The organism is Leptolyngbya sp. AS-A5 (assembly GCF_039962495.1).
GTDB lineage: Bacteria > Cyanobacteriota > Cyanobacteriia > Leptolyngbyales > Leptolyngbyaceae > Leptolyngbya.
Genome location: NZ_JAMPLL010000025.1, coordinates 12,116 through 35,742 on the forward strand (window position 1 = coordinate 12,116; position 23,627 = coordinate 35,742).

20 protein-coding genes, 1 tRNA gene and 1 CRISPR repeat array are annotated in these 23,627 nt (G+C 48.1%); of the genes, 9 read left to right on the forward strand and 12 right to left on the reverse strand.

Translation table 11 applies throughout. The annotated features are described in order from the left end of the window. The first annotated feature begins 186 nt into the window (after positions 1-186). From cbiM to NC980_RS20695, 4 genes are all read left to right on the forward strand, one after another. Positions 187-903 (forward strand): cobalt transporter CbiM, encoded by a 717-nt coding sequence (gene cbiM, locus NC980_RS20680; RefSeq protein ID WP_190376531.1) that lies wholly within the window; start codon positions 187-189, stop codon positions 901-903. 12 nt (positions 904-915) lie between these two features. Next, positions 916-1,245 carry a PDGLE domain-containing protein gene (locus NC980_RS20685; protein ID WP_190376532.1) on the forward strand — a complete coding sequence of 110 codons (330 nt, stop codon included), beginning with the start codon at positions 916-918 and terminating at the stop codon, positions 1,243-1,245. 90 nt (positions 1,246-1,335) lie between these two features. Beyond that, positions 1,336-2,121: a cobalt ECF transporter T component CbiQ gene (cbiQ, locus tag NC980_RS20690; protein WP_190376533.1), complete on the forward strand. Its 786-nt coding sequence runs from the start codon at positions 1,336-1,338 to the stop codon at positions 2,119-2,121. Further along, a complete protein-coding gene (locus NC980_RS20695; protein ID WP_190376534.1) occupies positions 2,111-2,884 on the forward strand; it encodes an ATP-binding cassette domain-containing protein in 774 nt (257 codons plus the stop codon). Before cbiQ ends, NC980_RS20695 begins: the two co-directional genes overlap by 11 nt. On the opposite strand, the gene NC980_RS20700 is transcribed toward NC980_RS20695, so the two are convergent. Next, positions 2,869-3,363 carry a glutathione peroxidase gene (locus NC980_RS20700; RefSeq protein ID WP_190376535.1) on the reverse strand — a complete coding sequence of 165 codons (495 nt, stop codon included), beginning with the start codon at positions 3,361-3,363 and terminating at the stop codon, positions 2,869-2,871. The two genes, NC980_RS20695 and NC980_RS20700, sit on opposite strands and share 16 nt — an antisense overlap. A 209-nt stretch (positions 3,364-3,572) precedes the next feature. Between NC980_RS20700 and NC980_RS20705 the strand changes: the two genes are divergently transcribed. Together NC980_RS20705 and NC980_RS20710 are read left to right on the forward strand one after the other, a co-directional pair. Continuing rightward, entirely contained in the window at positions 3,573-6,329 is a 2,757-nt protein-coding gene (locus NC980_RS20705; protein WP_190376536.1) for a pitrilysin family protein, read from the forward strand. 566 nt (positions 6,330-6,895) lie between these two features. After that, entirely contained in the window at positions 6,896-7,207 is a 312-nt protein-coding gene (locus NC980_RS20710) for a DUF6679 family protein (protein WP_190376537.1), read from the forward strand. A gap of 60 nt (positions 7,208-7,267) precedes the next feature. On the opposite strand, the gene NC980_RS20715 is transcribed toward NC980_RS20710, so the two are convergent. The 8 genes from NC980_RS20715 to NC980_RS20750 all read right to left on the reverse strand — a co-directional run bounded on the left by NC980_RS20715 (position 7,268) and on the right by NC980_RS20750 (position 15,378). Further along, positions 7,268-7,678 carry a GFA family protein gene (locus NC980_RS20715; protein WP_190376538.1) on the reverse strand — a complete coding sequence of 137 codons (411 nt, stop codon included), beginning with the start codon at positions 7,676-7,678 and terminating at the stop codon, positions 7,268-7,270. A 182-nt stretch (positions 7,679-7,860) separates the two neighbouring features. Further along, positions 7,861-10,485, reverse strand: coding sequence for an ATP-dependent chaperone ClpB (clpB, locus tag NC980_RS20720; RefSeq protein WP_190376539.1), 2,625 nt, complete (start codon positions 10,483-10,485; stop codon positions 7,861-7,863). Between the two features lie 188 nt (positions 10,486-10,673). Continuing rightward, positions 10,674-11,243 (reverse strand): Uma2 family endonuclease, encoded by a 570-nt coding sequence (locus NC980_RS20725; RefSeq protein WP_190376540.1) that lies wholly within the window; start codon positions 11,241-11,243, stop codon positions 10,674-10,676. A gap of 14 nt (positions 11,244-11,257) precedes the next feature. Next, complete coding sequence (locus NC980_RS20730; RefSeq protein WP_190376560.1) at positions 11,258-11,416, reverse strand: PCP reductase family protein; 159 nt, start codon at positions 11,414-11,416, stop codon at positions 11,258-11,260. A 228-nt stretch (positions 11,417-11,644) separates the two neighbouring features. Further along, positions 11,645-13,051: a ferredoxin:protochlorophyllide reductase (ATP-dependent) subunit N gene (locus tag NC980_RS20735; protein ID WP_190376541.1), complete on the reverse strand. Its 1,407-nt coding sequence runs from the start codon at positions 13,049-13,051 to the stop codon at positions 11,645-11,647. A 25-nt stretch (positions 13,052-13,076) separates the two neighbouring features. After that, positions 13,077-13,484, reverse strand: a complete 408-nt coding sequence (locus tag NC980_RS20740; RefSeq protein WP_190376542.1) for a DUF5331 domain-containing protein — start codon at positions 13,482-13,484, stop codon at positions 13,077-13,079. An 88-nt stretch (positions 13,485-13,572) separates the two neighbouring features. Then, on the reverse strand, positions 13,573-14,433 hold the full coding sequence (gene bchL / locus NC980_RS20745; protein ID WP_068393180.1) for a ferredoxin:protochlorophyllide reductase (ATP-dependent) iron-sulfur ATP-binding protein: 861 nt from the start codon (positions 14,431-14,433) through the stop codon (positions 13,573-13,575). 543 nt (positions 14,434-14,976) lie between these two features. Next, positions 14,977-15,378 (reverse strand): DUF2141 domain-containing protein, encoded by a 402-nt coding sequence (locus NC980_RS20750; RefSeq protein ID WP_242026791.1) that lies wholly within the window; start codon positions 15,376-15,378, stop codon positions 14,977-14,979. Positions 15,379-15,577: 199 nt separating this feature from the next. On the opposite strand from NC980_RS20750, the gene NC980_RS20755 reads away from it, so the two are divergent. Continuing rightward, positions 15,578-15,964 (forward strand): hypothetical protein, encoded by a 387-nt coding sequence (locus NC980_RS20755; protein ID WP_190376544.1) that lies wholly within the window; start codon positions 15,578-15,580, stop codon positions 15,962-15,964. Between the two features lie 85 nt (positions 15,965-16,049). On the opposite strand, the gene gshA is transcribed toward NC980_RS20755, so the two are convergent. Beyond that, on the reverse strand, positions 16,050-17,189 hold the full coding sequence (gshA, locus tag NC980_RS20760) for a glutamate--cysteine ligase (protein ID WP_190376545.1): 1,140 nt from the start codon (positions 17,187-17,189) through the stop codon (positions 16,050-16,052). A 247-nt stretch (positions 17,190-17,436) separates the two neighbouring features. Between gshA and NC980_RS20765 the strand changes: the two genes are divergently transcribed. Beyond that, the gene (locus NC980_RS20765; RefSeq protein ID WP_199298486.1) at positions 17,437-19,080 is read left to right on the forward strand and encodes a DUF1565 domain-containing protein; all 1,644 of its coding nucleotides are present in this window, start codon (positions 17,437-17,439) and stop codon (positions 19,078-19,080) included. Between the two features lie 22 nt (positions 19,081-19,102). On the opposite strand, the gene NC980_RS20770 is transcribed toward NC980_RS20765, so the two are convergent. Then, on the reverse strand, positions 19,103-19,369 hold the full coding sequence (locus NC980_RS20770) for a DUF3493 domain-containing protein (RefSeq protein WP_190376547.1): 267 nt from the start codon (positions 19,367-19,369) through the stop codon (positions 19,103-19,105). Positions 19,370-19,469: 100 nt separating this feature from the next. Between NC980_RS20770 and NC980_RS20775 the strand changes: the two genes are divergently transcribed. Continuing rightward, a tRNA-Thr gene (locus NC980_RS20775) sits at positions 19,470-19,541 on the forward strand. 389 nt (positions 19,542-19,930) lie between these two features. Beyond that, a CRISPR array of direct repeats spans positions 19,931-21,083; the repeat unit is 37 nt; unit sequence CTTTCAGCCCACCCATTCGTGGGAGGCTGATCGCAAC. A 572-nt stretch (positions 21,084-21,655) separates the two neighbouring features. On the opposite strand, the gene cas12k is transcribed toward NC980_RS20775, so the two are convergent. After that, positions 21,656-23,584, reverse strand: coding sequence for a type V CRISPR-associated protein Cas12k (gene cas12k, locus NC980_RS20780; RefSeq protein WP_190376549.1), 1,929 nt, complete (start codon positions 23,582-23,584; stop codon positions 21,656-21,658). Positions 23,585-23,627: the final 43 nt, after the last annotated feature.

Genomic DNA, 23,627 nt, shown 5'->3' on the forward strand with positions numbered 1-23,627 from the left:
TTGTCGTTTCGTCTATAGCAATTTCGGAAGTTTTTTGGAAAAAGAGGTTTGAATCTTAAGTCAGGCTTAAATTCGGGCGATTATCCCCCCATGCAGGATTGAATTCTTAGAGACCGATCAACTCTACTAAACGTTTAGAACTCGCTACAGGTTTTCTCACAAGGATGTCTCGTTGGAGATAAGTTCATGCTTTCTGTGCTATTTTTTCCGCACCATTTGGCGTTGCACATTCCAGATGGCTTTTTAAATTTACCTGTCACATTACTGACTTGGGTATTTGCGATCGCTTTGATTGCAATCAGTCTCAACCGAGTTCAGGCAGAGTATCAAGACCGTGTGGTTCCCCTGATGGGGGTGTGTGCGGCATTTATCTTTGCGGCTCAGATGATCAATTTTCCGATTCCGGGGGGAACTTCAGGACACTTGCTTGGTGGAACTTTGGCGGGTGTCTTGTTAGGTCCTTGGGCGGGATCGCTAGTCATGACAGTCGTGTTTATTGTTCAGTCCCTGTTGTTTCAAGATGGTGGAATCACTGCACTGGGAGCCAACATCTTTAACATGGGATTGATTGGCACGTTTGGTGGCTACTACTTATATCGATCAATTCGCAATATGATCGGGCGCGATTCTACGAAATCTGTGCTGATTGGAGCCGCGATCGCAGCTTGGACAAGCGTTGTAATTGCGGCACTGGTTTGTGCAGTTCAGCTCGCGATTTCAGGAGCCGTACCGCTCGTCGTTGCGCTGGTTGCAATGCTGTTGTGGCACGTCATGATTGGGATTGGTGAAGCAATCATTACCGTCGTGGCATTGAGCTATATCTTGAAAACTCGCCCGGATATGGTTTACAGAGCACCCCGTGCTGCTATGCAAGAGCTTCCTCGATCGTACTCTTCACGTTAAAAAGGTAGTGCTATGACTCAAGCTTCACAAACTCGAAATCGCGCTTTTATTATCTCCGGTTTAGGAATTGCTTTGTTGGTTGCAGTGTTTCTTTCTCCGTTTGCTAGCTCTGATCCAGACGGACTCGATCGCGTCGCTCAAGATCAAGGCTTTGAGAAAAAAGCGGCAGAAGAACCGATCGCACACAAGTTACCGTTTTATCAAATCTTTGAGGAATATCAGTTGCGGGGTGTTCCTGAGCAAATCGCCACTCCCGCAGCAGGCTTAGTCGGAACGTTAGTTACGTTTGGATTAGCTTGGGGGGCTGGAAAAGTTCTGGTTCGTAATCGTGAGCATGATTGATTAGGATTTGCTTTAAAGTCCCCCACTTGTGGGGGATTTAGAGAACGAACCCCAAAGCTTCAATGATTCAAGTAATCCAATTTAGACTCGATGATTTTATTGCACATTGGCGCACCGCATCTTGCTGAAGCTGAAGAAAAGAAAACGGTTTGGCATCGATTGACACCACGATCGCGCGTGTTGTGCGTGTTGTTATTAGTATTCGCGATCGCGTTAACCCCGAACGGGCGCTGGTGGACTTGGGCAATTTATGGAAGCGCGATCGCGCTAATTGTCCTAGCGAGCCGTGTTCAATTATCAGTTTTATTGAAGCGAGTTGCAGTAGAGTTTGTTTTTATTGGCGTAGTCATTCTTGGAACGTTGTTTCGAGGCGGCGGTGATGTTTTATTCCAATGGGGTTGGATACAAATTACAACTGAAGGCTTAACTATTTTAGGAAGTATTGCCCTTAAAGCACTCTTATCATTACTGATTCTGAATACTTTAATTCTCACAACCTCGATCCCAGCATTACTTCATGCGTTGGCTGCACTGAAGATGCCGCCGTTGCTCGTTGCGATTCTCGCGTCGATGTATCGGTATATCTCCGTGTTGAGTGATGAATTTAGCTCGATGCACAAAGCAGCTCGATCGCGCAACTTGTTGGGCAATCCCAAACGTCAGCGCACGGTCATCGGGAATATGTTCGGCTCATTGTTCATCCGCACTTATGAGCGCGGCGAACGCGTGCATCAAGCCATGTTAGCGCGGGGTTATCAGGGTTTACCTCCGATTGCAGAGGTTCAGAAAGGGGGGCGGCGCGATATTTTAGCGTTAACGATTACGATCGCAGTCTTATTGTCCGGTCAAGCACTTTATCTATTTCATGCACCATAATCCGATCGACATCTACAATCTTTCCTATGCTTATCCAGACGGCACTCAAGCACTCAATGGGGTGACTGTTTCCATCGCTGCTACAGAACGAGTGGCTTTAGTCGGTGCAAACGGGTCTGGAAAATCAACCTTACTCATGCACTTTAATGGCTTGATTACGCCGCAAGTGGGTCAAGTGCTCGTCGGGACGCTGCCAGTCGAGGCGCAGAATCTAAAACGGATTCGCGATTTTGTCGGGCTTGTGTTTCAGAACCCGGATGATCAACTGTTCATGCCGACGGTTTGGGAAGACATTACCTTTGGCCCGATGAATCAAGGCATTGCTGGACAAGAACTCAGAGATCGATCTGTTCATGCAATGTGCTGTGTCGGACTCGATCCCGAAGCGTTTGGATCGCGCAGTGCAAACGGTTTATCAGGTGGAGAGAAAAAAAGAGTCGCGATCGCAGGAGTTCTGGCAATGCAGCCGCAAGTTCTCGTTCTCGATGAACCCTCGGCACAGCTTGATCCGCGATCGCGTCGTCAGTTGATTGAACTGTTAGATACGCTGCCGTTGACGCAGCTAATTGCAACCCATGATTTAGATTTGGCGTTAGAACTGTGCAATCGAACGATCGTTTTAAGCAAAGGGCGAATTGTATTCGATGGTGAAACTGAGCGAATTATGAGCAATCCAGAACTATTAGCTGAATATGCTTTAGAGCCACCTTTAAGCTACAGTCGCCCTTACTGTCAGATTGAAGATGCTTACAGCAAAGCTTGAATGTCTTTTTCAATGTCTTCAGGCTTGGTGGTCGAAGGATAGCGTTTGACGACTTGACCGGAGCGATCAACTAAGAACTTCGTGAAGTTCCATTTGATGCCTTCTGTCCCAAAGATTCCGGGTGCAGCTTTGGTCAGGAATTTGAACAGCGGATGTGCATTTGCACCGTTGACATCCACTTTTTCAAACAATGGAAACGTCACGCCAAACCGCATTTCACAGAAGGATTGAATTTCGTTAGCGCTTCCGGGTTCTTGTTGTCCAAACTGATTACAGGGAAATCCCAAAACTGCAAATCCTTGATTCTCATATTTATTGTGAATCGATTGCAATCCCTGATACTGAGGTGTAAAACCGCATTGACTTGCAGTATTCACGATCAGCAATACTTTATCTTTGTGGGCGCTAAGTGAAACAGGCTGACCTTCGATACTATTCGCTGAAAAATCGTAGATAGAGGGCGATGTTTGCGTAGTCATAGCGATCGTTGTGAAACTGCTCCTCTCAGTTTACAACTGCTTTATATTTCTTTACTGAGCTTGCAGGATGATCGATCTTAGATCGATCATCCTGCAAGCTCACACCTGCAAACGCTAGATTGCAAACGCTAGAGTGGAACCTGCTCGACGGTCTAAGGTCTAGGCTTTACAGACCAAGCATTTTCTACCATAGGCGCTTTAATCTTCCGATGTCTTTTCTAAAATTTCTTCAGCAATATCGCTTTGCCAGCTTTCTGTTTATGCTCTGTCTCAGCGCGGTACTGCTATCCAACTCGGTTCCTTTTCTACAATCCGCATCGGCGGCGGTTCCAGATTCCGTCACCACGACAGATACTGTTCGTAAGACTGTTCTTGATAACGGATTAACGGTCTTAACCAAAGAAGTTCCAACCGCTCCAGTCGTCACGGTACAAGTTTGGTATCGCATTGGATCGCGGGATGAAGCGGCAGGCGTGAATGGCATTGCCCACCAATTAGAGCATTTGATGTTCAAAGGAACGACCGATCGACCGATTCAGTTTGGTCGCTTGTTCAATGCGTTAGGCAGTCAATCGAATGCATTCACTAGCCACGATCAGACCGCATATTACGGCACGGTTCAGCGAGATAAATTACGATCGCTCCTTGCCCTTGAAGCCGATCGAATGCAGAATGGTTTGATCAACTCCGATTCATTGACCAGTGAAAAGCGAGTAGTAATCTCGGAATTGCAAGGCTATGAAAATAGCCCGGACTATCGGCTCGATCGTGCGGTGATGAGAGCAGCTTTACCAAATTCACCGTATGGATTGCCTGTGGGTGGCACAAAAGCGGATGTCGAGAAATTTGAAGTCGAGCAAGTTCGTAACTACTACAGCAACTATTACAGCCCGGACAATGCCACATTAATTCTAGTGGGCGACTTCAAGACAGAACCCACTCTGCAAGCGGTGAAGGAATTGTTTGGCAAAGTTCCGAAGCGGGAAAAGACCAATACCCCGAAACCGACTGCAACGGCTGCGAAACCGACAAAGCAAACTCAACCGATCGTGCTACGAGAGCCAGGTAGTGCTCCTTTGCTCAGTGCCGTTTATCCTTTACCCAATGCAACTCATCCAGATGTGCCCGCGCTGCACGTTCTAGATCTCGTTCTCACTCAAGGTCGCAGTTCTCGTTTGTATCAAGCCCTCGTCGAAACCGGATTGGTTAGCGGTTTCAGTGGCTATCCCGCAAACATGATTTCAGGCGGATGGTATGACCTTTCTGCTACCGCTGCCCCAAATCAGGACTTGACCAAGGTTAGTGAAGCGATTCAAACGGTATTCGCAGAGGTTCGATCGCAGGGTGGGACCCAAGAAGAACTCACCCGCGCTAAAACCCAGCTAAAATCCTCAGTGCTTCTAAGAAATCGTGACATCACTAGCCAAGCGTTTCAACTTGGGGACGATCAAACCACCACCGGGGATTACAAATACACCGATCGCTTTTTGGCAAACGTCGATCGTGTGACTCCTGCTGACTTACAGCGAGTTGCTAAAACTTATTTCACGCCGGATAAAGCGACGATTGGATTGTTTCAACCGACGACGATCGACGGCAAATCTGGCAGCGCTGTGAATGCAGGTCAAACCAGTGAGAAGTTTAATGCAGGGCTGCCTGTTGATCCGGCTCAGGTGGCAAAATACCTGCCTACGGTGCAACAAGGCGATCGCACTCCACAAGCTCTACCCGAAAAATACGTGCTGCCAAGCGGCTTGAGAGTTCTACTCATGCGCGATACCAGCACTCCAACGATCTCGCTCAGTGCTGCGATACAAGCGGGTTCAGAATTTGATTCCAACACAAAGGCAGGACTGGCAAAACTAACGGCAGACAACTTAACGAACGGCACAACGACCAAAGACGCGCTAACCCTGGCGAAAACGCTTGAAGATCGGGGAATCAATTTTGGCGTTGACACCAACCGAGAAAGCGTTCTAGTGAATGCTAACGCCCTATCCGAGCACCTGCCGATCATGCTGCAAACCTTATCAGACATCGCGCAGAATGCAACGTTTCCCGATCGAGAACTCGAACTTTCTCGCGCCCGATCGCTGACCACGCTCAAAGTTCAACTCGATAACCCTGCCGTTCTTGCTCGTCGTGTCTTTCAGCAAACCGTTTACCCGGAAAATCATCCGTTCTACAGCTTCCCCACCGAAGCCAGCCTAACAGCGATTCAACGTCAGGATTTAGTCAACTTCTACCGATCGCACTACCGACCGGATAAGACGATCGTCGCGTTGGTAGGCGATTTTGATCCAATCGCAGTCAAATCGCTGATCGAAAAAGAATTAGGCGGATGGAAAGCGACTGGAAAAGCGCCAACTCTGGCCTTCCCGCCCGTTTCATCTCCCAGTGCAACCGTTCGCCGTTATGCTGCGATTCCCGGCAAAACTCAATCCGTGACGCTAATTGGCTCAGCCGGAATCGATCGACGCGACCCACGCTTCTATAACGCCTCCGTGATGAATCAAATTCTCGGCGGAGACACCCTATCGAGTCGACTGGGGTCAGAAGTGCGCGATCGTCAAGGACTCACCTACGGAATCTACAGTTTCTTTCAAGCAGGCAACCGTCCTGGCCCGTTCGTGATTTCGATGCAAACGGCTCCCGAAAATGCTGATAAAGCGATCACTAGCACGGTCAATCTCTTAGCCCAAATCCGCACCAAGGGCGTGAGTACAACCGAAGTAGTGACGGCACAGCGATCCATCACCAACAGCTACCCCGTTGACTTAGCAAACCCCGATCAACTTGCCAGCGTTCTCTTAATGAACGAGATGTATGGCTTGAATGCGATCGAGCTGCGACAGTATCCGAATCAAATTGATGCGGTGACGCAGGCTCAAGTGAATCAAGCTGCCCAAGACCTACTTCGACCCGAACAGGTCATCATCGTTACAGCAGGCCCGCCAAAGTCGTAATTTCTCGCAGTTAAGATTAAGTTTTCTTAAAGGGTGTGTCTAAGCTGTCACATCCTTTTATTTTTTTAATAGGAACGCGCAGAACAATTCAAATCTAGTAGAGATGTTCTATTCAATCGACAATCGGTTCGTTAAAATGGAAGTAGAATTAAGTACCTGTTGGTTTACTGCCTTCGGGAACCCTTGATACGCGATTTCGAGCCTCTGGCTAACTCCGGATTACCAGCGTTATCTACCGATTTGAATTGAGCTTGTCTTGATTCAGATTTTGCGCCAAGTCCCTTTACTGCCTCAACAATGACTTTAAGAGTGTCTCCCCAGTCCCGACTCCCAGGCTACGACCGTGTTGCGCTTCAAATCCTGTCCTTGGTGAGAAAGCTTTTGCCTGATCCAGCGCTAGGCTTGATTGTATGAATACTCTGCCCCTGGATCAGATCAACCGAATTGCGATCGCACCCTACCCATCCCGTGCCATTGCGCTCAAATCTGTTTGATGAAAGACGGCGGCAGAATCGAAGCTGCAGTCTAATTTAGTGATATTCGAGTAATTCGCTCAGGAGAAGCATATGCTACACCGCAAGATCTATCAACTCTGTTGTGATGGTCGTGAAGTTTGGATCTTCTTGCGGGATCAACAACGCTGGATCGAACGCGCCAAGATTCTAGATATCGAAGGAGATTTGGTGACGTTGCGTTATGAGACCGACGAAGAAGACGAGAACTGCTCTTGGGAAGAAATGGTACGGCTCGAAAGCATTGGAGCAGTAACTCAAAAACTCTCCTCCGTGCCGAAAGGATGTGTTGATCCGCTCGTATCGGATGATTGCCCCGAAGCCGAACAGATTTCCAATCCTCCATCCGATAAGCGCGAAGACTAAGAGAACTGAGAAAGAGAAGAGAGAAGAAGGGTGCAACACCCTTCTTTTTTATGTTGTGATTTAACTCTCTCCAGTGGATGCAAATTTAGCAAATACTTCTGCTTCTGTTAGATTCACGGTTTGATTCGCAAACTCGTAATAACTAGGTTTTCTGTCGATAAAGATCTGCTCTGTAAACTCGAACTCGATTTCATCCTGAAAAAGGCCTGCCGGAAGAAAATAGTCGTTTGTCGGTAGTAGCTTATAAAAGATATGTGTACCGCATTCACCACAGAACGATCGTTCTGCCCATTCTGACGATCGATATACTTTCAGTTTGTCTGTGCCCTCTATTTGCACATCTGAACTGCAGGATATGCCTAATGCTGGACTCCCTCCCCATCGCCGGCACATTCCACAGTGACAAGCATCGATACTCTTTTTGTCTGGCGTTCTAACAGTAATGGCACCGCAAAGACACTGACCTTCCATTTCTACCTCCTCTACTTTTAGTAATTTTTATTCTTGTCGCAAAACACCTACGAAACAATTCAAATTGATCGATTTCTCGGTTTGATTATGCTCTAAGATCTGCTCAATTTTCTGCCAATCCTCGTCAATCACTGTAGAGCGCAAAAAAATGGGGCGAGAACAATCCCACCCCAAGGCTAAATTTATTGAGTTGTCAACACTTCGGATGGCAAGCGTTTGAACTCTAATCGCTCGGTCTCACCGACATCGACAAAGATCGTATCGCCTTCGGTATAGTTACCACGCAGGATTTCTTTCGCGATCGCCGTTTCCAATTCTCGCTGAATCGCCCGCTTCAATGGACGCGCTCCGTACACTGGATCAAAGCCAACTTCAGCTAAGAAATCTAAGGCAGCCTCGGACAACTTCAGCGACATCTTGCGCTCTGCCAATCGAGTCTCTAAGCGCTTGACTTGAATCTTGACGATTTCGCGCAGTTGCGATTTTTGCAAGCTGTGGAAGATGATGATTTCGTCAATCCGGTTCAAGAACTCAGGACGGAAGCTCGATCGCATTGCATCCATCACCCGCGATCGCATCTCTTCGTAGCGATCGTCGTCTCCACCATATTCAAAGATGTACTGTGAACCGATGTTCGAGGTCATGATGATAATGGTGTTTTTGAAGTCCACCGTGCGACCTTGCGAATCAGTGACGCGACCATCATCAAGAATTTGCAGCATCACGTTGAATACATCGGGATGGGCTTTCTCGATTTCGTCAAATAGAATCACTGAGTACGGACGACGACGCACGGCTTCGGTTAACTGTCCGCCTTCTTCGTAACCGACATATCCAGGGGGCGCACCGATCAAACGGGAGACGGAATGCTTCTCCATGTACTCGGACATATCGATCCGCACCATTGCTTCTTCGGTATCAAACAGGTAAGCAGCAAGAGCTTTAGCAAGCTCGGTCTTACCGACACCGGTTGGGCCTAAGAAGATAAAGCTGGCAGTCGGACGGTTTGGATCAGCAAGTCCGGCTCTCGATCGCTGAATCGCATCGGATACCGCCGTTACCGCTTCATCTTGTCCGATCACTCGTTTGTGCAGAACATCTTCAAGCTGTAAGAGCTTCTGCATTTCAGATTCAACCAGCTTGCTCACTGGAATACCCGTCCACTTAGAAATGATTTCAGCAATATCTGCCTCAATCACTTCTTCACGCAGCAGAGATGTACCAGATTTCTGGGCTTGAGTCAGACGGGCTTCCGCTTCTTCAACTTTACGGTTCAATTCATTGAGCTTGCCGTACTTCAATTCAGCCGCTCTGTTAAGGTCATAATCGCGCTCAGCTTGCTGAACTTCAAGGCTAACTTGATCAATCTCTTCTTTTAGCTTCTTCAGCTCATCAATCACGCCCTTTTCAGCTTGCCATTGAGCATTGAGCTTCGATTGGTCTTCTTTGAGATCTGCCAGTTCGCGATCGAGGCGTTCTAAACGATCTCGAGAAGCTGCATCACTTTCTCCCTTAAACGACAGCTTCTCCATCTCAAGCTGGAGAATCTTGCGATCGACCTCATCCAACTCTTCTGGTTTCGAGGTAATCTCCATCTTCAACTTCGCAGCAGCTTCGTCTACGAGGTCGATCGCTTTGTCAGGCAAGAAGCGATCGCTGATATAACGAGTCGAAAGCGTTGCGGCTGCAATCAAAGCAGAGTCCGAAATCTTAACCCCGTGGTGAACTTCGTAACGTTCTTTCAGCCCGCGCAGAATCGAAATGGTATCCTCAACCGTTGGCTGATCTACAAAGACCTGCTGGAATCGCCGCTCAAGGGCTGCATCTTTCTCGATGTACTTGCGATATTCATCTAAGGTTGTTGCACCAATACAGCGCAATTCACCCCGCGCCAACATCGGCTTCAGTAAGTTACCCGCATCCATCGCGCCTTGAGTGGCACCCGCACCGACGACCGTATGAATTTCATCAATAAATAAGATGATATTGCCGCGAGAATCGGTGACTTCTTTCAGAACAGCTTTCAATCGCTCTTCAAACTCACCCCTGTACTTCGCACCTGCAATTAGCGCACCCATATCCAAGGCAATTAGCTTGCGGTCTTTCAGCGATTGCGGCACATCTCCGCTCAAAATACGCTGTGCTAAACCTTCAGCGATCGCAGTCTTACCCACACCCGGTTCTCCAATTAAAACCGGATTATTCTTCGTTCGACGAGACAGAATTTGAATCGTGCGGCGAATTTCGTCGTCTCGTCCGATCACGGGGTCGAGCTTCCCTTCGCGAGCATACTGAGTCAAATCACGCCCGTATTTCTCTAGAGCTTCGTATTTGTTTTCTGGCGTTTGGTCAGTCACTTTTTGATTACCCCGAACTTGTTCGATCGCGTTTCTCAGTTTCGCTTCATCAACTCTAAATTCTGCCAGTAGAGCCTTTCCGAAGCGACTATCTTGGGCATAACCTAACAGCAAATGTTCGATCGAAATAAAATCATCCTCGAACTGTTTGCGATAGTCTTCAGCGCGATCAAGCAGCGAATCGGCACTGCGTCCCCAATAGACAGAAGTCCCGCTTCCCGATACTTTCGGCTGACGACGGATAAATTCATCGGCTCGATCGCGCACTCGATCGACAGGAACAGCCAATTTATTGAAAATGCTAATCGCTAAACCATCTTGTTCCAGCAGCGCCTTCATCAAGTGTTCGGTTTCAATCTGCTGTTGCTGTACCTGCTTTACGATCTCTGGAGTGCGGACGATCGCTTCCCAGGCTTTTTCGGTAAATTTTTCGGCATTGGTTGGCTGCATCGCGTTCCCCCTCATAAGATCGATCGTGATAAAGACATTGTAGAGAAGCGATCGACCTTGGCGAGATCGGAGTACCGCCCTTTACCCGTCCAAATACCCGAAGAGTATGATTAGAAAATCCTTGATGGTGTGGAGATGGCGATGAGGCGATTAATCGAGAGATTTATGGCGACGACCTCTAAGCTGAGTTAATCAAAATCGAGATCGGTGAAGAGTTCCGCGATCGCTAACCGAAATCCATCCACTACTTCTTCACCGTCAAGAAAGTCAGCCTTTTTTAATAAGCGATCAGGTGTTGCACTCCGATAAACAATCACCGATTCTTCGTCAGGATTAATGACCCAAACTAAGCGAGAACCGCTCTCGAAATACTCCACGATTTTCTGATGAATTTCTTCAAAGGTATTGCTTGGAGAAATAACTTCAACGGCTAGGTCTGGTGCACCCTCGAAGAATCCTCTAGGCAGTTTTTTCAAGCCTTTTAGTCGATCTTTTGCAACAAAGGAAATGTCAGGCGATCGCTTGTTTCCCGACTTCATCTTAAAAGCCGTACTGGAATCACAAATAACCCCTAATTTCTGAGATCGAACTAAACCCCCCAAAAAAACGATGAGGACGCTTGCAATATGCCCGTGCAGCATTCCTGAATTGCCCACGATCTTTAATTCCCCATCTACAATTTCGTAGCGATCGCCGTTGTCTGGCAATGCCATAAACTCCTCATCTGTCCAAATTTTGGATTGAGCAGAAATGGTCATGTTGCTGTCCTCGCTTAATTACCAAACTTCTGTTTTGCTTGGTCGTAAATCTCAAGAGTAATTTGAGTTGCGCCCATTTCTTGAGCGAATTTCTCAATCTTCTTTCGGGCTGCCGGACGCACAAAGAAGGGAATTTCTTTTAATTTTGCCTCGGCTTCAGATGTCCACTCGATCATTAGTCCTCCTGCACTTGCTATGTTTGCCCTCATGTTTAGTCTAGAAGAACTGTTCTACTCGATCGATAACTTTTGCCAAACTTTTGAGTCTCGCTGGCAACTTGGACTCAAGTATCGCAACCGACAAGGGAGCTTAAGTAAATCATGACCATCCTGAACTGCGATGATTAAAAAACCCTCTAGAAACGATCATCCGCTTCTAGAGGGTCAGGTTTATCTCAGTCCTTAAATTTTTGCTTCTTCCTGCACCAGCTTCTCCCAGCCCATGTTCTGTAATGCACTATTGCGACGAAGCGGACGAGTGACAAGCTCTAAGATATCGCGAGTATTGCTAAATCCATGAATTTGAGCGAAGGTAAACTCAACTGACCACTTCGTACTAATGCCTCGCGCCTCTAATGGATTGGCATGAGCCATTCCAGTGATGACCAGATCGGGCTTGAGTGCATGGATGCGCTGAAGCTGATTGTAGTTATCGGGCTTTTCGATAATCTTGGGAACTGGAACTCCCATTTCATTGCAGGTTTTTACCAGAAAATCGAGTTCTGCGGCTTGATAGCGCTTATCCATATAAGGAATACCAATTTCTGGACAAGTCATGCCACAGCGAATCAGAAACCGCGCTAGCGAGATCTCCAGCAGGTTATCCCCCATAAAGAACACTGACTTTCCACGAACCAATTGCAGATAATCCTCAACACTTTCCCAAATCTTTGCTTCTCGTTCTTCTAAGCCTTTGGGTTCAATGTTGAACACAGAACAAATTTTTTCGATCCAAGCGCGGGTGCCATCCGGCCCGATCGGAAACGGTGATCCAATGAGCTTCGTTTTCCGTCGCCGCATTAACGTTGTAGCCGTCCGCGATAGAAATGGATTCACACCCGAAACATAGTATCCTTCTTCGATCACTGGAAGCTCTGTGTATCGCTTTGCAGGAAGCCATCCAGAGACTTTAATGCCTTGCTTCTTCAGCTCCAAAGTGAGCTGAGTGACGATCGGATCTGGTACTGATCCAAACATCACTAATGGCGGATGATCTACATACTCGGAATCCTGCTGTTTGATCTCTTCCTGCTTGCGCCCAAAGTTCATCAGCTTTTGAATGGCGTTGCGCTCTTCTTTTTCTGTTTCACCCGTAGGAGCTTTGGTCGGACAGCGTTGCGCCATTGCTGCAAGCACCGTGTCTTCGCCCTGAGTAAAGGCATAGTCTAGACCGTTAGCGCGAGCTACGACGATCGGAATTCCAATCTCTGCTTCAAGCTTTGGGGCTAGTCCTTCTAAATCCATTTTGATAATCTCAGTGGTACAGGTTCCGATGAACACAATCACACTGGGATTACGATCGCGCTTGACTTGTTCACACAGTCGTCTCAGTTCCTCGTAATCATTGAGCTGGGCTGAAATATCACCTTCTTCAAGTTCTGCCATTGCATAACGGGGTTCTGCAAAAATCATCACACCCATTGCGTTTTGCAGAAAATACCCGCAAGTTTTTGTCCCAATGACTAGGAAAAAGCTATCTTCAATTTTTTGATAAAGCCATGCAACACAGCTAATCGGACAAAAGGTGTGGTAATTACCGGTTTCACACTCAAATTGCAGAGCTTGAGGTTGAGGATCAGCGAGAGTCATAACAGTATTTCTCTAAATGAGGGTTTTATCGAGGAGCGCGATTCGATTGATGCGATCGATCCCGTCCTTCACAGGCTTCGTCTACTTCAGCAGGGCGGCGGGGCTTGACTTCAGGGGCAGAACTTGCAGGTAGATATTTCGGCTTTTCGGCTTGAAGCTGCTTGAGATGGATCAGTTCTTGCTCCGGGTCGAAGTTCAGTCCCAGGGCAACAATGATGCGATCGGGATGATTGCTCAAATCCACAATCAGCGGCAGGAGGTCAACGAGTCGCGGTTCTACACTGGAAAGCGCACCTAAGATGAAGCTGGATGACGGTCGCCGCTGTCCGTCGCAACTCACCCAAATCGATAATCGAGTAATCCAAGCGCGGTTTTCCTGGTAGTAGTCGAGCCAGCGATCTTTGAGCGATCGCCGCAGTTGATCAATGTTCACAAGTCAAATCAAGATAACGATAAAGTCAGCCTCAATCTAATCACATATCGCGATTTGCTTTCTCTATCCGTTACCCTTCATTCTTTCTTTAGACCATCATTAAATCGAGTTCTTCTTCGGCGGTTTTGGGCTGTTTTGGATTGAGGTAGAAGTCTGACAGCAGCGAGAACAATTCGCGATCTTGGGCATCTTTTGGCACAACGCCTTCTGGGTTTGCCAAAATTTGATCAGCAATGTTCAGATAGTAGTCGCAGACATAGTTCAGCGAGGGATCAGATTCTGCCATCTCGAACAATGTTTTTCCTTTCACCCGCGATACGCGAATATCTTCGATAAGCGGTAGCACTTCTAACACAGGCATGGGAACGGCATCGACGTATTTATCAATCAAATCGCGCTTTGCAGTTCGATTGCCAATCAGTCCTGCCAATCGGAGTTGATGTGTCCGTGCTTTTTCGCGCACTGAAGCTGCAATCCGATTGGCTGCAAACAGGGCATCAAATCCGTTATCAGTCACAATCATGCAGTAATCTGCATAGTTCAAGGGTGCAGCAAATCCACCACAAACTACGTCGCCAAGAACATCAAATAGAATGACATCGTATTCATCAAACGCATTCAGTTCTTTGAGCAGTTTTACCGTTTCGCCCACGACATAGCCACCGCAGCCTGCACCTGCTGGCGGACCGCCTGCTTCTACACAATCGACTCCTCCGTAACCTTTGTAGATCACATCTTCAGCCCAGACATCTTCGTAGTGGTAATCCTTTTCTTGAAGGGTGTCGATGATTGTGGGGATGAGAAATCCAGTCAGGGTAAAGGTGCTGTCGTGTTTGGGGTCACAGCCGATTTGCAGTACCTTTTTGCCGCGTTTTGCGAGCGCAACGGAGATGTTGCAGCTTGTCGTTGATTTGCCGATACCGCCTTTTCCGTAAACTGCGAGTTTCACTCTGGGTCTCCTGTCTTTTGTGAAGGGGTGAGCGCGGGTACGTCTCTATTTGCATTGTTGTTGATGTTTGCAGTTCTGCCTAGCAGTCGAAAGAAGAAGTTACATTGATTGCAGAAGTATGGTTTTTCTAAAAATCAAGAAAATGTGCTAATCGACTCAGGTTATCTGTGAAACTCAAATTTCAGGTTTCTTTGGTTTTTATTATCTAAATTTAATAAAATCCAGAACAATAAACAAAACAAATCGAAATAGCTGTATAGGTTTTTAGACGTGACTTTCGTGAAAGTTTTGCTGCTTGAATACGGTTATTCGCTTCGATGTGAAGTGCTTCTTGCCCCCTAAGTCCCCCATTCATGGGGGACTTTGAAGTTTGGGGAATCCTGGAGATTCGAGAACTCTCTTTTTTCAAGATTCCATCCTGGCATTTAGGGACATCGAGCCTAATCATCGAAGCCGATTCTATTAAGAATCATCAAACTTTCAAACAAAAAATCGTGCCTCTTGGGAAAAGCACGATCGCGACATCACCGAATTGTGCAAACCCTACATTAGATAGTTCATATCAATCTGAATTTTCGTACCGTCGCCGGAGACCTGAACCGCCGTTTCCTCGAATTTCGGGGCGCTCATGCCGATCTTAGGATTGCGTGAAAAACCGAATCCTTCTTTGGGAATGCCGAATATGCCTGTATTCAGCTTCCCATCCCCGTTATCGTCATGAATCACAGCAACAGCATACTCACCGGGAGACAGTTGATCAAATATGACTGAAACCGAAGCTTCCTTTGCCTCAACAAAGCGAGACGCAATGGCACGATCGCTCTCGTTCGGAAAGCCTTGCTCACCTGAAAACAAGCTGAAACACACAATCCCTTTCTGGTTTCTCAAGCCATTGACCTCAACCGTCAAGCATCCATTAGCGATCGTATTCGTAGAAGGCGACATTCTTGATTGTTCCAACATTGTTATCAACCGTATTTAAATTTAATCTTTTTTATATTCATATCGCTTCTATAAACAGGTCTCAACTCACACTAGGGTATATTTCAGTCAATTCTTCAATCGAATCAAGTGTCATGTCCCAACTTACGACAGAATCGCGGAGTGATACGATCGGGGCAGAATGCCGTTGTAGGACTGTTGTATGTCGATTATCGTTTCACTAGAAGATCTTGAACTGTTCCGCGAACAACTTTCAGATCATCCAAATGCACTTGCAACTTTAGACGTGATCGAAGATTGTGACGGAGATCTTGAAGATGCCGCAATCTCTCTTGCGATCAAATCAGGACAGCTACCAGAAGCAAATGAGCGCTGGATCGATGGACTTGCTAAGCGATGGCGACATATTCTGTGTGAAGCGCAGATTAAAGAAGGACTCGAAGACGGGTTATCCGGGGTGTTGGTTGATGCGATCGTTGCACAAACAGAATTGCCGATGCGATTAGCTGTTCCCGTTGCAATTTATGTGGTTAAAACGGGAGTCCAGCCCTTTTGCCAGCCCATGCAAGAAAAGATTTTTGATGCTTAAAAGGACGCGACGACTCACGGCGTAAAGACGCGATTAGAAGCTTCACTGCATCTACGGTATTCGCGTCTTTACGAGGAGATCATGCCTAAGCAACCAGGGATTGACAAATTTGTCCTTGAAGCTCTCCTTCTCGAACCTGCATTGCTTCAATCGATCGCATCAGAATCTCGCGATTGTCGAATCCTTGTTCGCTCAGTTTAATCCAGCGTTGGGCTTCATTGCCTTCGCGTAAAATCTTCTTCACCGGCAGCAAGAAACAGCTAAAACCCTGTGCTTTTGCAATCCCGAACATTTCCCCGTAAAGTTGCTCAACCCAATCCCGCGCCCGGATCGGCTGTCCATCTTTCCAATGTCTTAATTCTGCATCTAAGCTCGATCGCGATGCCGCCGCCTCATTTGCATCGGTAATCTCAATTAAATCCTCTGCGCTCAATTGGCTGAGTTGCAGCGGATCTAAGCTCGGATCTGACATCACTTGATGCAATCGCGCCTCTAATAACGCAGTAATCGCCAGCAGCGCGATCGGATCAGACACCAAATCACAAATTCGCAATTCCAGCCGATTTAAACTGTAAGGACGACGATCGCCATTCGGACGCACCGAAGACCAAAGATGCCGCACATTCTGCATTGTCCCTATGGCAATCTGTTCTTCTGTCCAGCGAATATAGTGAGCATGACTTTCAAACAGCGGCACATGGGCAGGCGTTTTTGGAAACAAACCCCAGCGCGTGGAATGATACCCAGTGATCTCACCGTTAAAGATTGGAGATGCCGCGCTCAATGCTAGATATAGAGGTGCTTCAACGCGCACTAATCGACAAGCCCGCATCAATACATCGGGATTACTCATGCCAATATTAATATGAACGCTAGCAGTGACAACTTTTGTACCGTAGGTGTTTTCGATGTAATCGTGATAAGGATTCGTGGGATCAGAGCGCCAGAATCGATCGCCCTGTCCTTTAAGTGGCAAAGTGCTGCCCGGAATCAGCGTGTAATCGCCCTTGGACTTGAGAAATTGACGCAGCCGCAACCGAGGTGTGACTAAATCACACAGCGATCGCTCATACCGAAAGCCGGGCGGTGTCGTGTACTCGACATTGCGGCTATCTGGCTCACGCACGAATCCATCCAATGCCGCCACAATCTGATCCGACAGTCCTACCACATCCCCTTGCGGAGTCCCAGTGTAGACTTCAATTTCAAATCCTTTCGATAACATTGCTGACCCCTTTCTGACTGTCGCCTCTTCTAGTATCTGAGAAAACCGAACGCCTGCCACGCTCTAAAGGAGTGCGCTCATATTTTCCTTACACAACGCTGAACTCTGCTTTGCATTTCGGATCGCCACTTCTTGAGAAGTTGTGTATAGTGCAGTAGCTCACAATTCGGGGAACTTGCATCTACTCTGGCTTGTCATCCCCCATAAGAGACACGCATGCACTTATGACTCTGAGATGAGAGAACTTATGGTACGTCTAGGCATTGGTAAATTTCCCTTTTCCCGCGCGATCGTTCCCACCCAACTGAGCTTACTCGCTTTACTGTGCTTGGGTACTCCCTTAATGGCTCAAGCGCCCACCGATAGCCAGCTCCCAACCACTTCAACCCCATCGGTGACTAGCCCCACGATTACAACAGTTTTATACGTCAATCCCACAACCGGCAGCGATCAGCCCACGGCTGGAAAAACCGATGCTGCACCCTATCGCACCATTACGTTCGCACTCCAGCAAGCAACCGCAGGAACGCTAATTCAACTCGCTCCCGGTAACTACACCGAACAAACCGGCGAACAATTCCCGATCGTGCTTAAACCCGGTGTTGTCCTACGCGGTGACGAGAACAGTAAAGGCGCGAATTTCCTAATTCAAGGCAGTGGACTAACGCCGAGTAAAGCCTTTGGCAACCAAAACGCCGCGATTCGAGCCGCCAATAGTAGTGAAATTCGCGGTGTAACCGTGACGAATATTGTCACACGCGGCACTGGAATTTGGGTCGAAGATGCAGACTGCATGATTGCCAACAGCACGTTTACCAATAGCAATCGGGAAGGCGTTTTCATCGTAGGTAACTCTAGTCCTGTTGTCACCGACAATGTGTTTACCAAAAACTCCGGCAATGGTATCTCGATCACTGGCGGAGCGCGGGGTGTGATTAGAAACAATGTCTTTAATGCAACCGGATTCGGGCTGGCGATCGGCGGTAACTCAATCCCTCGACTCGAAGGCAACCAGATTACGCAGAACACAGCAGGCATCTATATGGATGGATCGAGTAGAGCCATCCTCCGCAACAATGTAATCACCGATAGCCAAGGCGATGGTATTGTTGCCAGAGACAACGCATTCCCTGATTTGGGAACTGCGGACAGCCTAGGAAACAATACGATTCGCAACAACGGTCGAGATGCCAGCCGCAAAGGTGTTGACCTGAACAACACGACAAACAATACGTTTCAAGCGATCGGCAACAACATCGATCCGAAGCGCATCTCAGGTCCAGTAGCGTTTGTAGCTGGCGGAACAAACACAGCGTTTTCTGACGTTCAAGGGCATTGGGCACAACAGTACATCCAAGCGTTAGCATCACAAGCAATCATCACAGGCTTCCCAGATGGCACATTCAAGCCGAACGAGCCAGTGACTCGCGCTCAGTTTGCGACGATCGTTTCCAAAGCCTTTAATCCGGCTCCTAGAAATCCGGCAGTCAACTTCTCTGATGTTCGCAGTAACTTCTGGGGCTTTGCGGCGATTCAATCGGCTTCACGGGGTGGCTTTATGGCAGGTTTTCCAGGCGGCACGTTCCGACCGGATCAGCGAATTCCGAAAGTTCAGGCATTAGTCGCGCTGTCGAATGGCTTACAGTTCGGGGCTGGAGATCCGAGCGCGCTTTCTCGCTTCCAGGATGCGAATTCGATTCCCGGCTGGGCAGCAAGCCCGATCGCGGCTGCTACCCAACGTCAGATTGTGGTGAACTATCCAACAGTCGGGCAACTCACGCCTAATCGAGAAGCCACTCGCGCAGAAGTAGCCGCCTTTATTTACCAAGCGCTGGTGAATCAGGGTAAAGCTCAAGCGATTCCGTCTCCATACGTTGTTGGAGCGCGTTAAGTTAGACCGAGACTCGCGTTCTCTAAGGGGTTTTGCGGCTCTCAAAGCGAAATAGCCAGACCATGAGCGCGACTAACCCAATTTGCAGGGCAAGATTTGGCACAGCCGTTTCTAAATCTCGCCCTGCAAGGGTTCGCGCGAGAAACACGACTGCGCCGATCGCGCCTGATCCCCCAAAGGCAACATAGATAAATTTCCGCAGTCCGCGATAGGGTGCAGCGGCTTCAGCTTTAAGACGCGCATATTTTTTGGGGTCAGATCGCTTAAGTTGCTCAGATTGCTGATTCATTAGAAGAGTCAAAGTTTTCTCGATCGTGGCATGAGATAGAATTTTGTGCAATTTGTGTGAAAGTGCGATCGAAAACCTGTTATACTTACTAAGGTTTTATGCCGATGTGGCTCAGGGGTAGAGCACTCGATTCGTAATCGAGCGGTCGCGGGTTCAAATCCCGCCATCGGCTTATGTACATTCGCAAATTAAGCGTCGCAATTCGCAAATTAATGTCGTTTTTGACGATTCTTGATTAGTTGAGCATAATTTCGCAAATTAGTGTCGCAAATTAGCCAATCCTTGCTTTTCGCAAATTAGCGTCGTTCTTCGTTTTAATTACGCAATTCGCAAATTAATGTCGCTTAGAATTAAGGACGAATGCTGACGAATTACGAATCGAGTGCTCCTTTCAGTCCTCCAATAGAAAATATTAGTGCCCTAGTTTAGTGCGGGTTTATAAGCCGCCAGCAAATAAGTAGACTATAAAATTCAACTTATTAAATCTTGCTGATGCTAATTGCATCTCAAATTTGAACAGTCCACTCAGTACATAGTTTTGCCTGTACTTTTCGCTCTGGGCTTTCAGCCCACCCATTCGTGGGAGGCTGATCGCAACGCTCAGGATCTACGGCATGGACAAGCATTACCGAGACTTTCAGCCCACTCATTTGTGGGAGGCTGATCGCAACAGCCGCTTTCTCGCTGAAGCATCGCGACTAATCTCTTTCAGCCCACCCATTCGTGGGAGGCTGATCGCAACCTTGGGCGATCCGGTGAAACTGAGTCGAAAGACAATTCTTTCAGCCCACCCATTCGTGGGAGGCTGATCGCAACTGGGGGGGGCAAATTTTCCGATTGCTTATTTAGAACTTTCAGCCCACCCATTCGTGGGAGGCTGATCGCAACTGGCAAGAGCAAGATCCGCACGAATAAGCCTGATACAGTCTTTCAGCCCACCCATTCGTGGGAGGCTGATCGCAACGTCATTGGTTGATCCCTCAGTGTTGCTGTTTTTAGTTCTTTCAGCCCACCCATTCGTGGGAGGCTGATCGCAACTTCCGACTTACGATAACGGTTGCTACGCATTGGTACTAAACTTTCAGCCCACCCATTCGTGGGAGGCTGATCGCAACCACGCCTTACATAAAAGAACCGACATCGATCGATTTAGAACTTTCAGCCCACCCATTCGTGGGAGGCTGATCGCAACGATTGCATATTCGGCAAGTCGTCACCATTTTTAGAATCTTTCAGCCCACCCATTCGTGGGAGGCTGATCGCAACTACCGTGAGTGTCTACGGGTAAATCTGAATAAGCGAACTTTCAGCCCACCCATTCGTGGGAGGCTGATCGCAACACTAGGATATTATCTCAATGAAAAAGACATTGCAAACTTTCAGCCCACCCATTCGTGGGAGGCTGATCGCAACATGCCAAGCAGGAAGCCGATCATCAACGATCGCTAGGCCTTTCAGCCCACCCATTCGTGGGAGGCTGATCGCAACTGAAGCAATTCAGCTTTACACTCTACTGGAATCCCTCTTTCAGCCCACCCATTCGTGGGAGGCTGATCGCAACTCTCTGATTTCGTCGATCACGAGCAAACAAGGGGAATCGGCACTTTCAGCCCACCCATTCGTGGGAGGCTGATCGCAACGATAGCATTGCTGCGTTGTGCAATGTGGTAGTCAGATCTTTCAGCCCACCCATTCGTGGGAGGCTGATCGCAACTCCCAGCGCTAGAATCCTTTTCCTGCAAGCTCTCCAAGCTGCCTTTTGGCAAACCCATCTAAAAAGTACTCTTTCAACTTTCTGGAAAACTTACTTCGGCACACCGCAGTTGAATGAAAGCATCACCAGTAGCGGACCCTAGAGTTTTGGCGAACCTCCCAGCAATTTTGCTCTTGCTGCGGTTTGCCAAAAAGAATTGGAGGACTCCTCCTTGCTCGGAGGCGATTCAGTAGCCGCCACTTCAGTCACATTATCAATCACTTGATGCAATAATGCCCCTGTACCCCCACATTGTGAAGGCTTGACCCACTTCTGCTGGGTGCGCACCTGCGCTACAGTTGAAGAACGAACTCCACAACTACAGCTTTCCCATCCCCACACAAATCTCAAATCGAAATCTGCGCCAGGATGGCAGTTAGTGAGCGGACAGCTACCAGGGTCGGAAAGTACAGTCGTCTCACAACGACCAAACTGACCCTCATTTTTCACAGTTCAGCGGCTCAGAGAGCTTAAACTGCGGCGCGATGTTCATATCTTAACTTTTCTTGGTTCGGACATACTGTAAAGTCAGGCTATTTTGCTGCAATCGCACGAGCATGATAGGTCGCGATCGCAATATCTTTTGCCAGCTCTTGGGGGCTACCCTTAAGTGGCTGAAATCCGACTTCAACAATGATACTCAGTTTAGTTGCTTGACTACGGATGGCTTGAATCAGCCTGTTATAGCTCCATTGATGTATCGCCTGACGATACGCTTTAGCGTATTGCTTTTGAGCTGCAATTGATCCTGGGCACTTCTGTTCAGCTCTTGCTTGAATCTCACTGTCGAGCAGCTCTCGCATGTGCTTCAGGTTTGGCAATACAATGCTACCTGCTTGATAAGTTTGAGCAAGTTCAATGATGGAATTTGCTAATAGCTGGTCCACATACTGACCCAGTTCTGATTCTGAGGGTTGGGATGCGTCTCCACGCTGTTGATTTTTGTGGCGTTGCAAGCGGTTTTGCTGCTGCTGGTTGCGGTGACGGTTCAGCAAGTGGTATTGCTCACCGAGCAATGCACGAGGCAATCGGTAGGTGAGTATCTCTCCAGTTCTGCCATTGACGACTGCCACTGAGATCGGGTCAGCCAATCCAATACTGATTCCAACTAGAATTTCGGGATTGCCCGAGTAGGGAGTCCGGCTAGGGCGCTCGGGTAAGTTCTGCAAGCGATCAAGCGTCGAATGATTGCGAGGATCTGGGTTGGCATAGGTCAGTTTCTTACGGGCTTTCGCAACCTTCTCCTGCTGGACTTCTAGCGTGCCTTCTGCGGTCATTAGACGAGTATCGAAGGTGCAAAAAAGGACAAGATGGTTCACGTTCCAAGGGTCACCCTTGCCTTCGCCTTCTCTCCAGCCTAGAAAGGCTGAACTGAGGGTGAGTAAGCCTGCTGGATAAGTATCTTTATTTGTTTGATAAGCCTGCCAGTCTTCCAAGAGGCGTTGGAAGGCTGGCAGTTGCCGTTGATCGCAAGATAAACGGAATGGAAACCCTTTATCGGTCTTGAACCACTGCTTAATGTCAGGATCAGCTGCGCTGAGATACTTGTCCATCCCATTAAAAGTGACAGTTATTCTCCCTGTTGCCGTCTTGCCCCAATAAACATCGGTCGCACTGCCGTAAATGATGGGATAAGGGAGATATGCAGAGCGAGTCAGCAGTTTAGCTCGCCACTCTTGTGCTTGAGCGACCGTTTCAGGCAGTTGTTGCGTCGCGATCGCCAATGTGTCCAGAAAGGCTTCCCCTGTTAAATCCCGCCCTCTCGGAAGACGAGCCTGGAGTTGAGCCTCTAGTTGTTCAATTTCCTTCTGTTTGCTATGAATGCGGTGAGCAAAATGCTCTGGATCCTCTTTGGCAATGGAAACTTCGCAGCCATTTTTGAGGAGATAGGCAATGGCACAGCGGGACAGCGTATCGTCTGTAGCGTTATAAGCCTGAAACAATCGATCCATGAGACCGCTATCGTTGGGGGATTGGGTTTGCCGTTGTGCCCGCTTGCGCTTCTTCGCGGTTGGATTCGATGGAGCAGGGGCTGCCTTAACCTGGTCCAGAATCGCCTGCGCCTGATGCCGAATCACTTCAAGCGTGGAACCGCTGAGTTCAAGCAGTTCTGCATCACTCTTTACTACATCTAACCAGCGCTGCTTGCCATCCAGACGATTACGCCGAGCCTTCTGAAGTGCTAGCCATGATTGGTAAATATATGTCACCATCTGGTTGGCAGAAGCATAGAAGCGTCCAGGTTGACCTGGGTAAACCGCTTTGAGCGGTTCGCAAAGCTCTTTAACAGGGTCAGATGCGACAGTACCCCTCCGTTGCCAAGTCTCAAAATCCTCATGCTGACTGACTCGCTGGAGCAGGTCGTTCACGAGCGGGGTATTGCTGCTAACCATGAGCCGCCAGAGATGGCGGCGTACAGGCTCGGAAGCGATTAGGCGACAGTGAATCGTTTTGAGGCTCATCGATCGCACGACTCCATTGAGTAGGTTGCTGGGAAATGTGAAG

Bases quoted from the DNA above. Each gene is read 5' to 3' on its own strand.
- NC980_RS20700 (WP_190376535.1), bottom strand. From the start codon at position 3,363: ATGACTACGCAAACATCGCCCTCTATCTACGATTTTTCAGCGAATAGT.
- NC980_RS20725 (WP_190376540.1), bottom strand. From the start codon at position 11,243: ATGACCATTTCTGCTCAATCCAAAATTTGGACAGATGAGGAGTTTATG.
- NC980_RS20755 (WP_190376544.1), top strand. From the start codon at position 15,578: ATGTCGATTATCGTTTCACTAGAAGATCTTGAACTGTTCCGCGAACAA.
- NC980_RS20735 (WP_190376541.1), bottom strand. From the start codon at position 13,051: ATGACTCTCGCTGATCCTCAACCTCAAGCTCTGCAATTTGAGTGTGAA.
- gshA (WP_190376545.1), bottom strand. From the start codon at position 17,189: ATGTTATCGAAAGGATTTGAAATTGAAGTCTACACTGGGACTCCGCAA.
- NC980_RS20710 (WP_190376537.1), top strand. From the start codon at position 6,896: ATGCTACACCGCAAGATCTATCAACTCTGTTGTGATGGTCGTGAAGTT.
- NC980_RS20705 (WP_190376536.1), top strand. From the start codon at position 3,573: ATGTCTTTTCTAAAATTTCTTCAGCAATATCGCTTTGCCAGCTTTCTG.
- NC980_RS20750 (WP_242026791.1), bottom strand. From the start codon at position 15,378: ATGTCGCCTTCTACGAATACGATCGCTAATGGATGCTTGACGGTTGAG.
- NC980_RS20715 (WP_190376538.1), bottom strand. From the start codon at position 7,678: ATGGAAGGTCAGTGTCTTTGCGGTGCCATTACTGTTAGAACGCCAGAC.
- clpB (WP_190376539.1), bottom strand. From the start codon at position 10,485: ATGCAGCCAACCAATGCCGAAAAATTTACCGAAAAAGCCTGGGAAGCG.
- cas12k (WP_190376549.1), bottom strand. From the start codon at position 23,584: ATGAGCCTCAAAACGATTCACTGTCGCCTAATCGCTTCCGAGCCTGTA.
- cbiQ (WP_190376533.1), top strand. From the start codon at position 1,336: ATGATTTTATTGCACATTGGCGCACCGCATCTTGCTGAAGCTGAAGAA.
- NC980_RS20770 (WP_190376547.1), bottom strand. From the start codon at position 19,369: ATGAATCAGCAATCTGAGCAACTTAAGCGATCTGACCCCAAAAAATAT.
- cbiM (WP_190376531.1), top strand. From the start codon at position 187: ATGCTTTCTGTGCTATTTTTTCCGCACCATTTGGCGTTGCACATTCCA.
- NC980_RS20685 (WP_190376532.1), top strand. From the start codon at position 916: ATGACTCAAGCTTCACAAACTCGAAATCGCGCTTTTATTATCTCCGGT.
- NC980_RS20765 (WP_199298486.1), top strand. From the start codon at position 17,437: ATGGTACGTCTAGGCATTGGTAAATTTCCCTTTTCCCGCGCGATCGTT.
- NC980_RS20695 (WP_190376534.1), top strand. From the start codon at position 2,111: ATGCACCATAATCCGATCGACATCTACAATCTTTCCTATGCTTATCCA.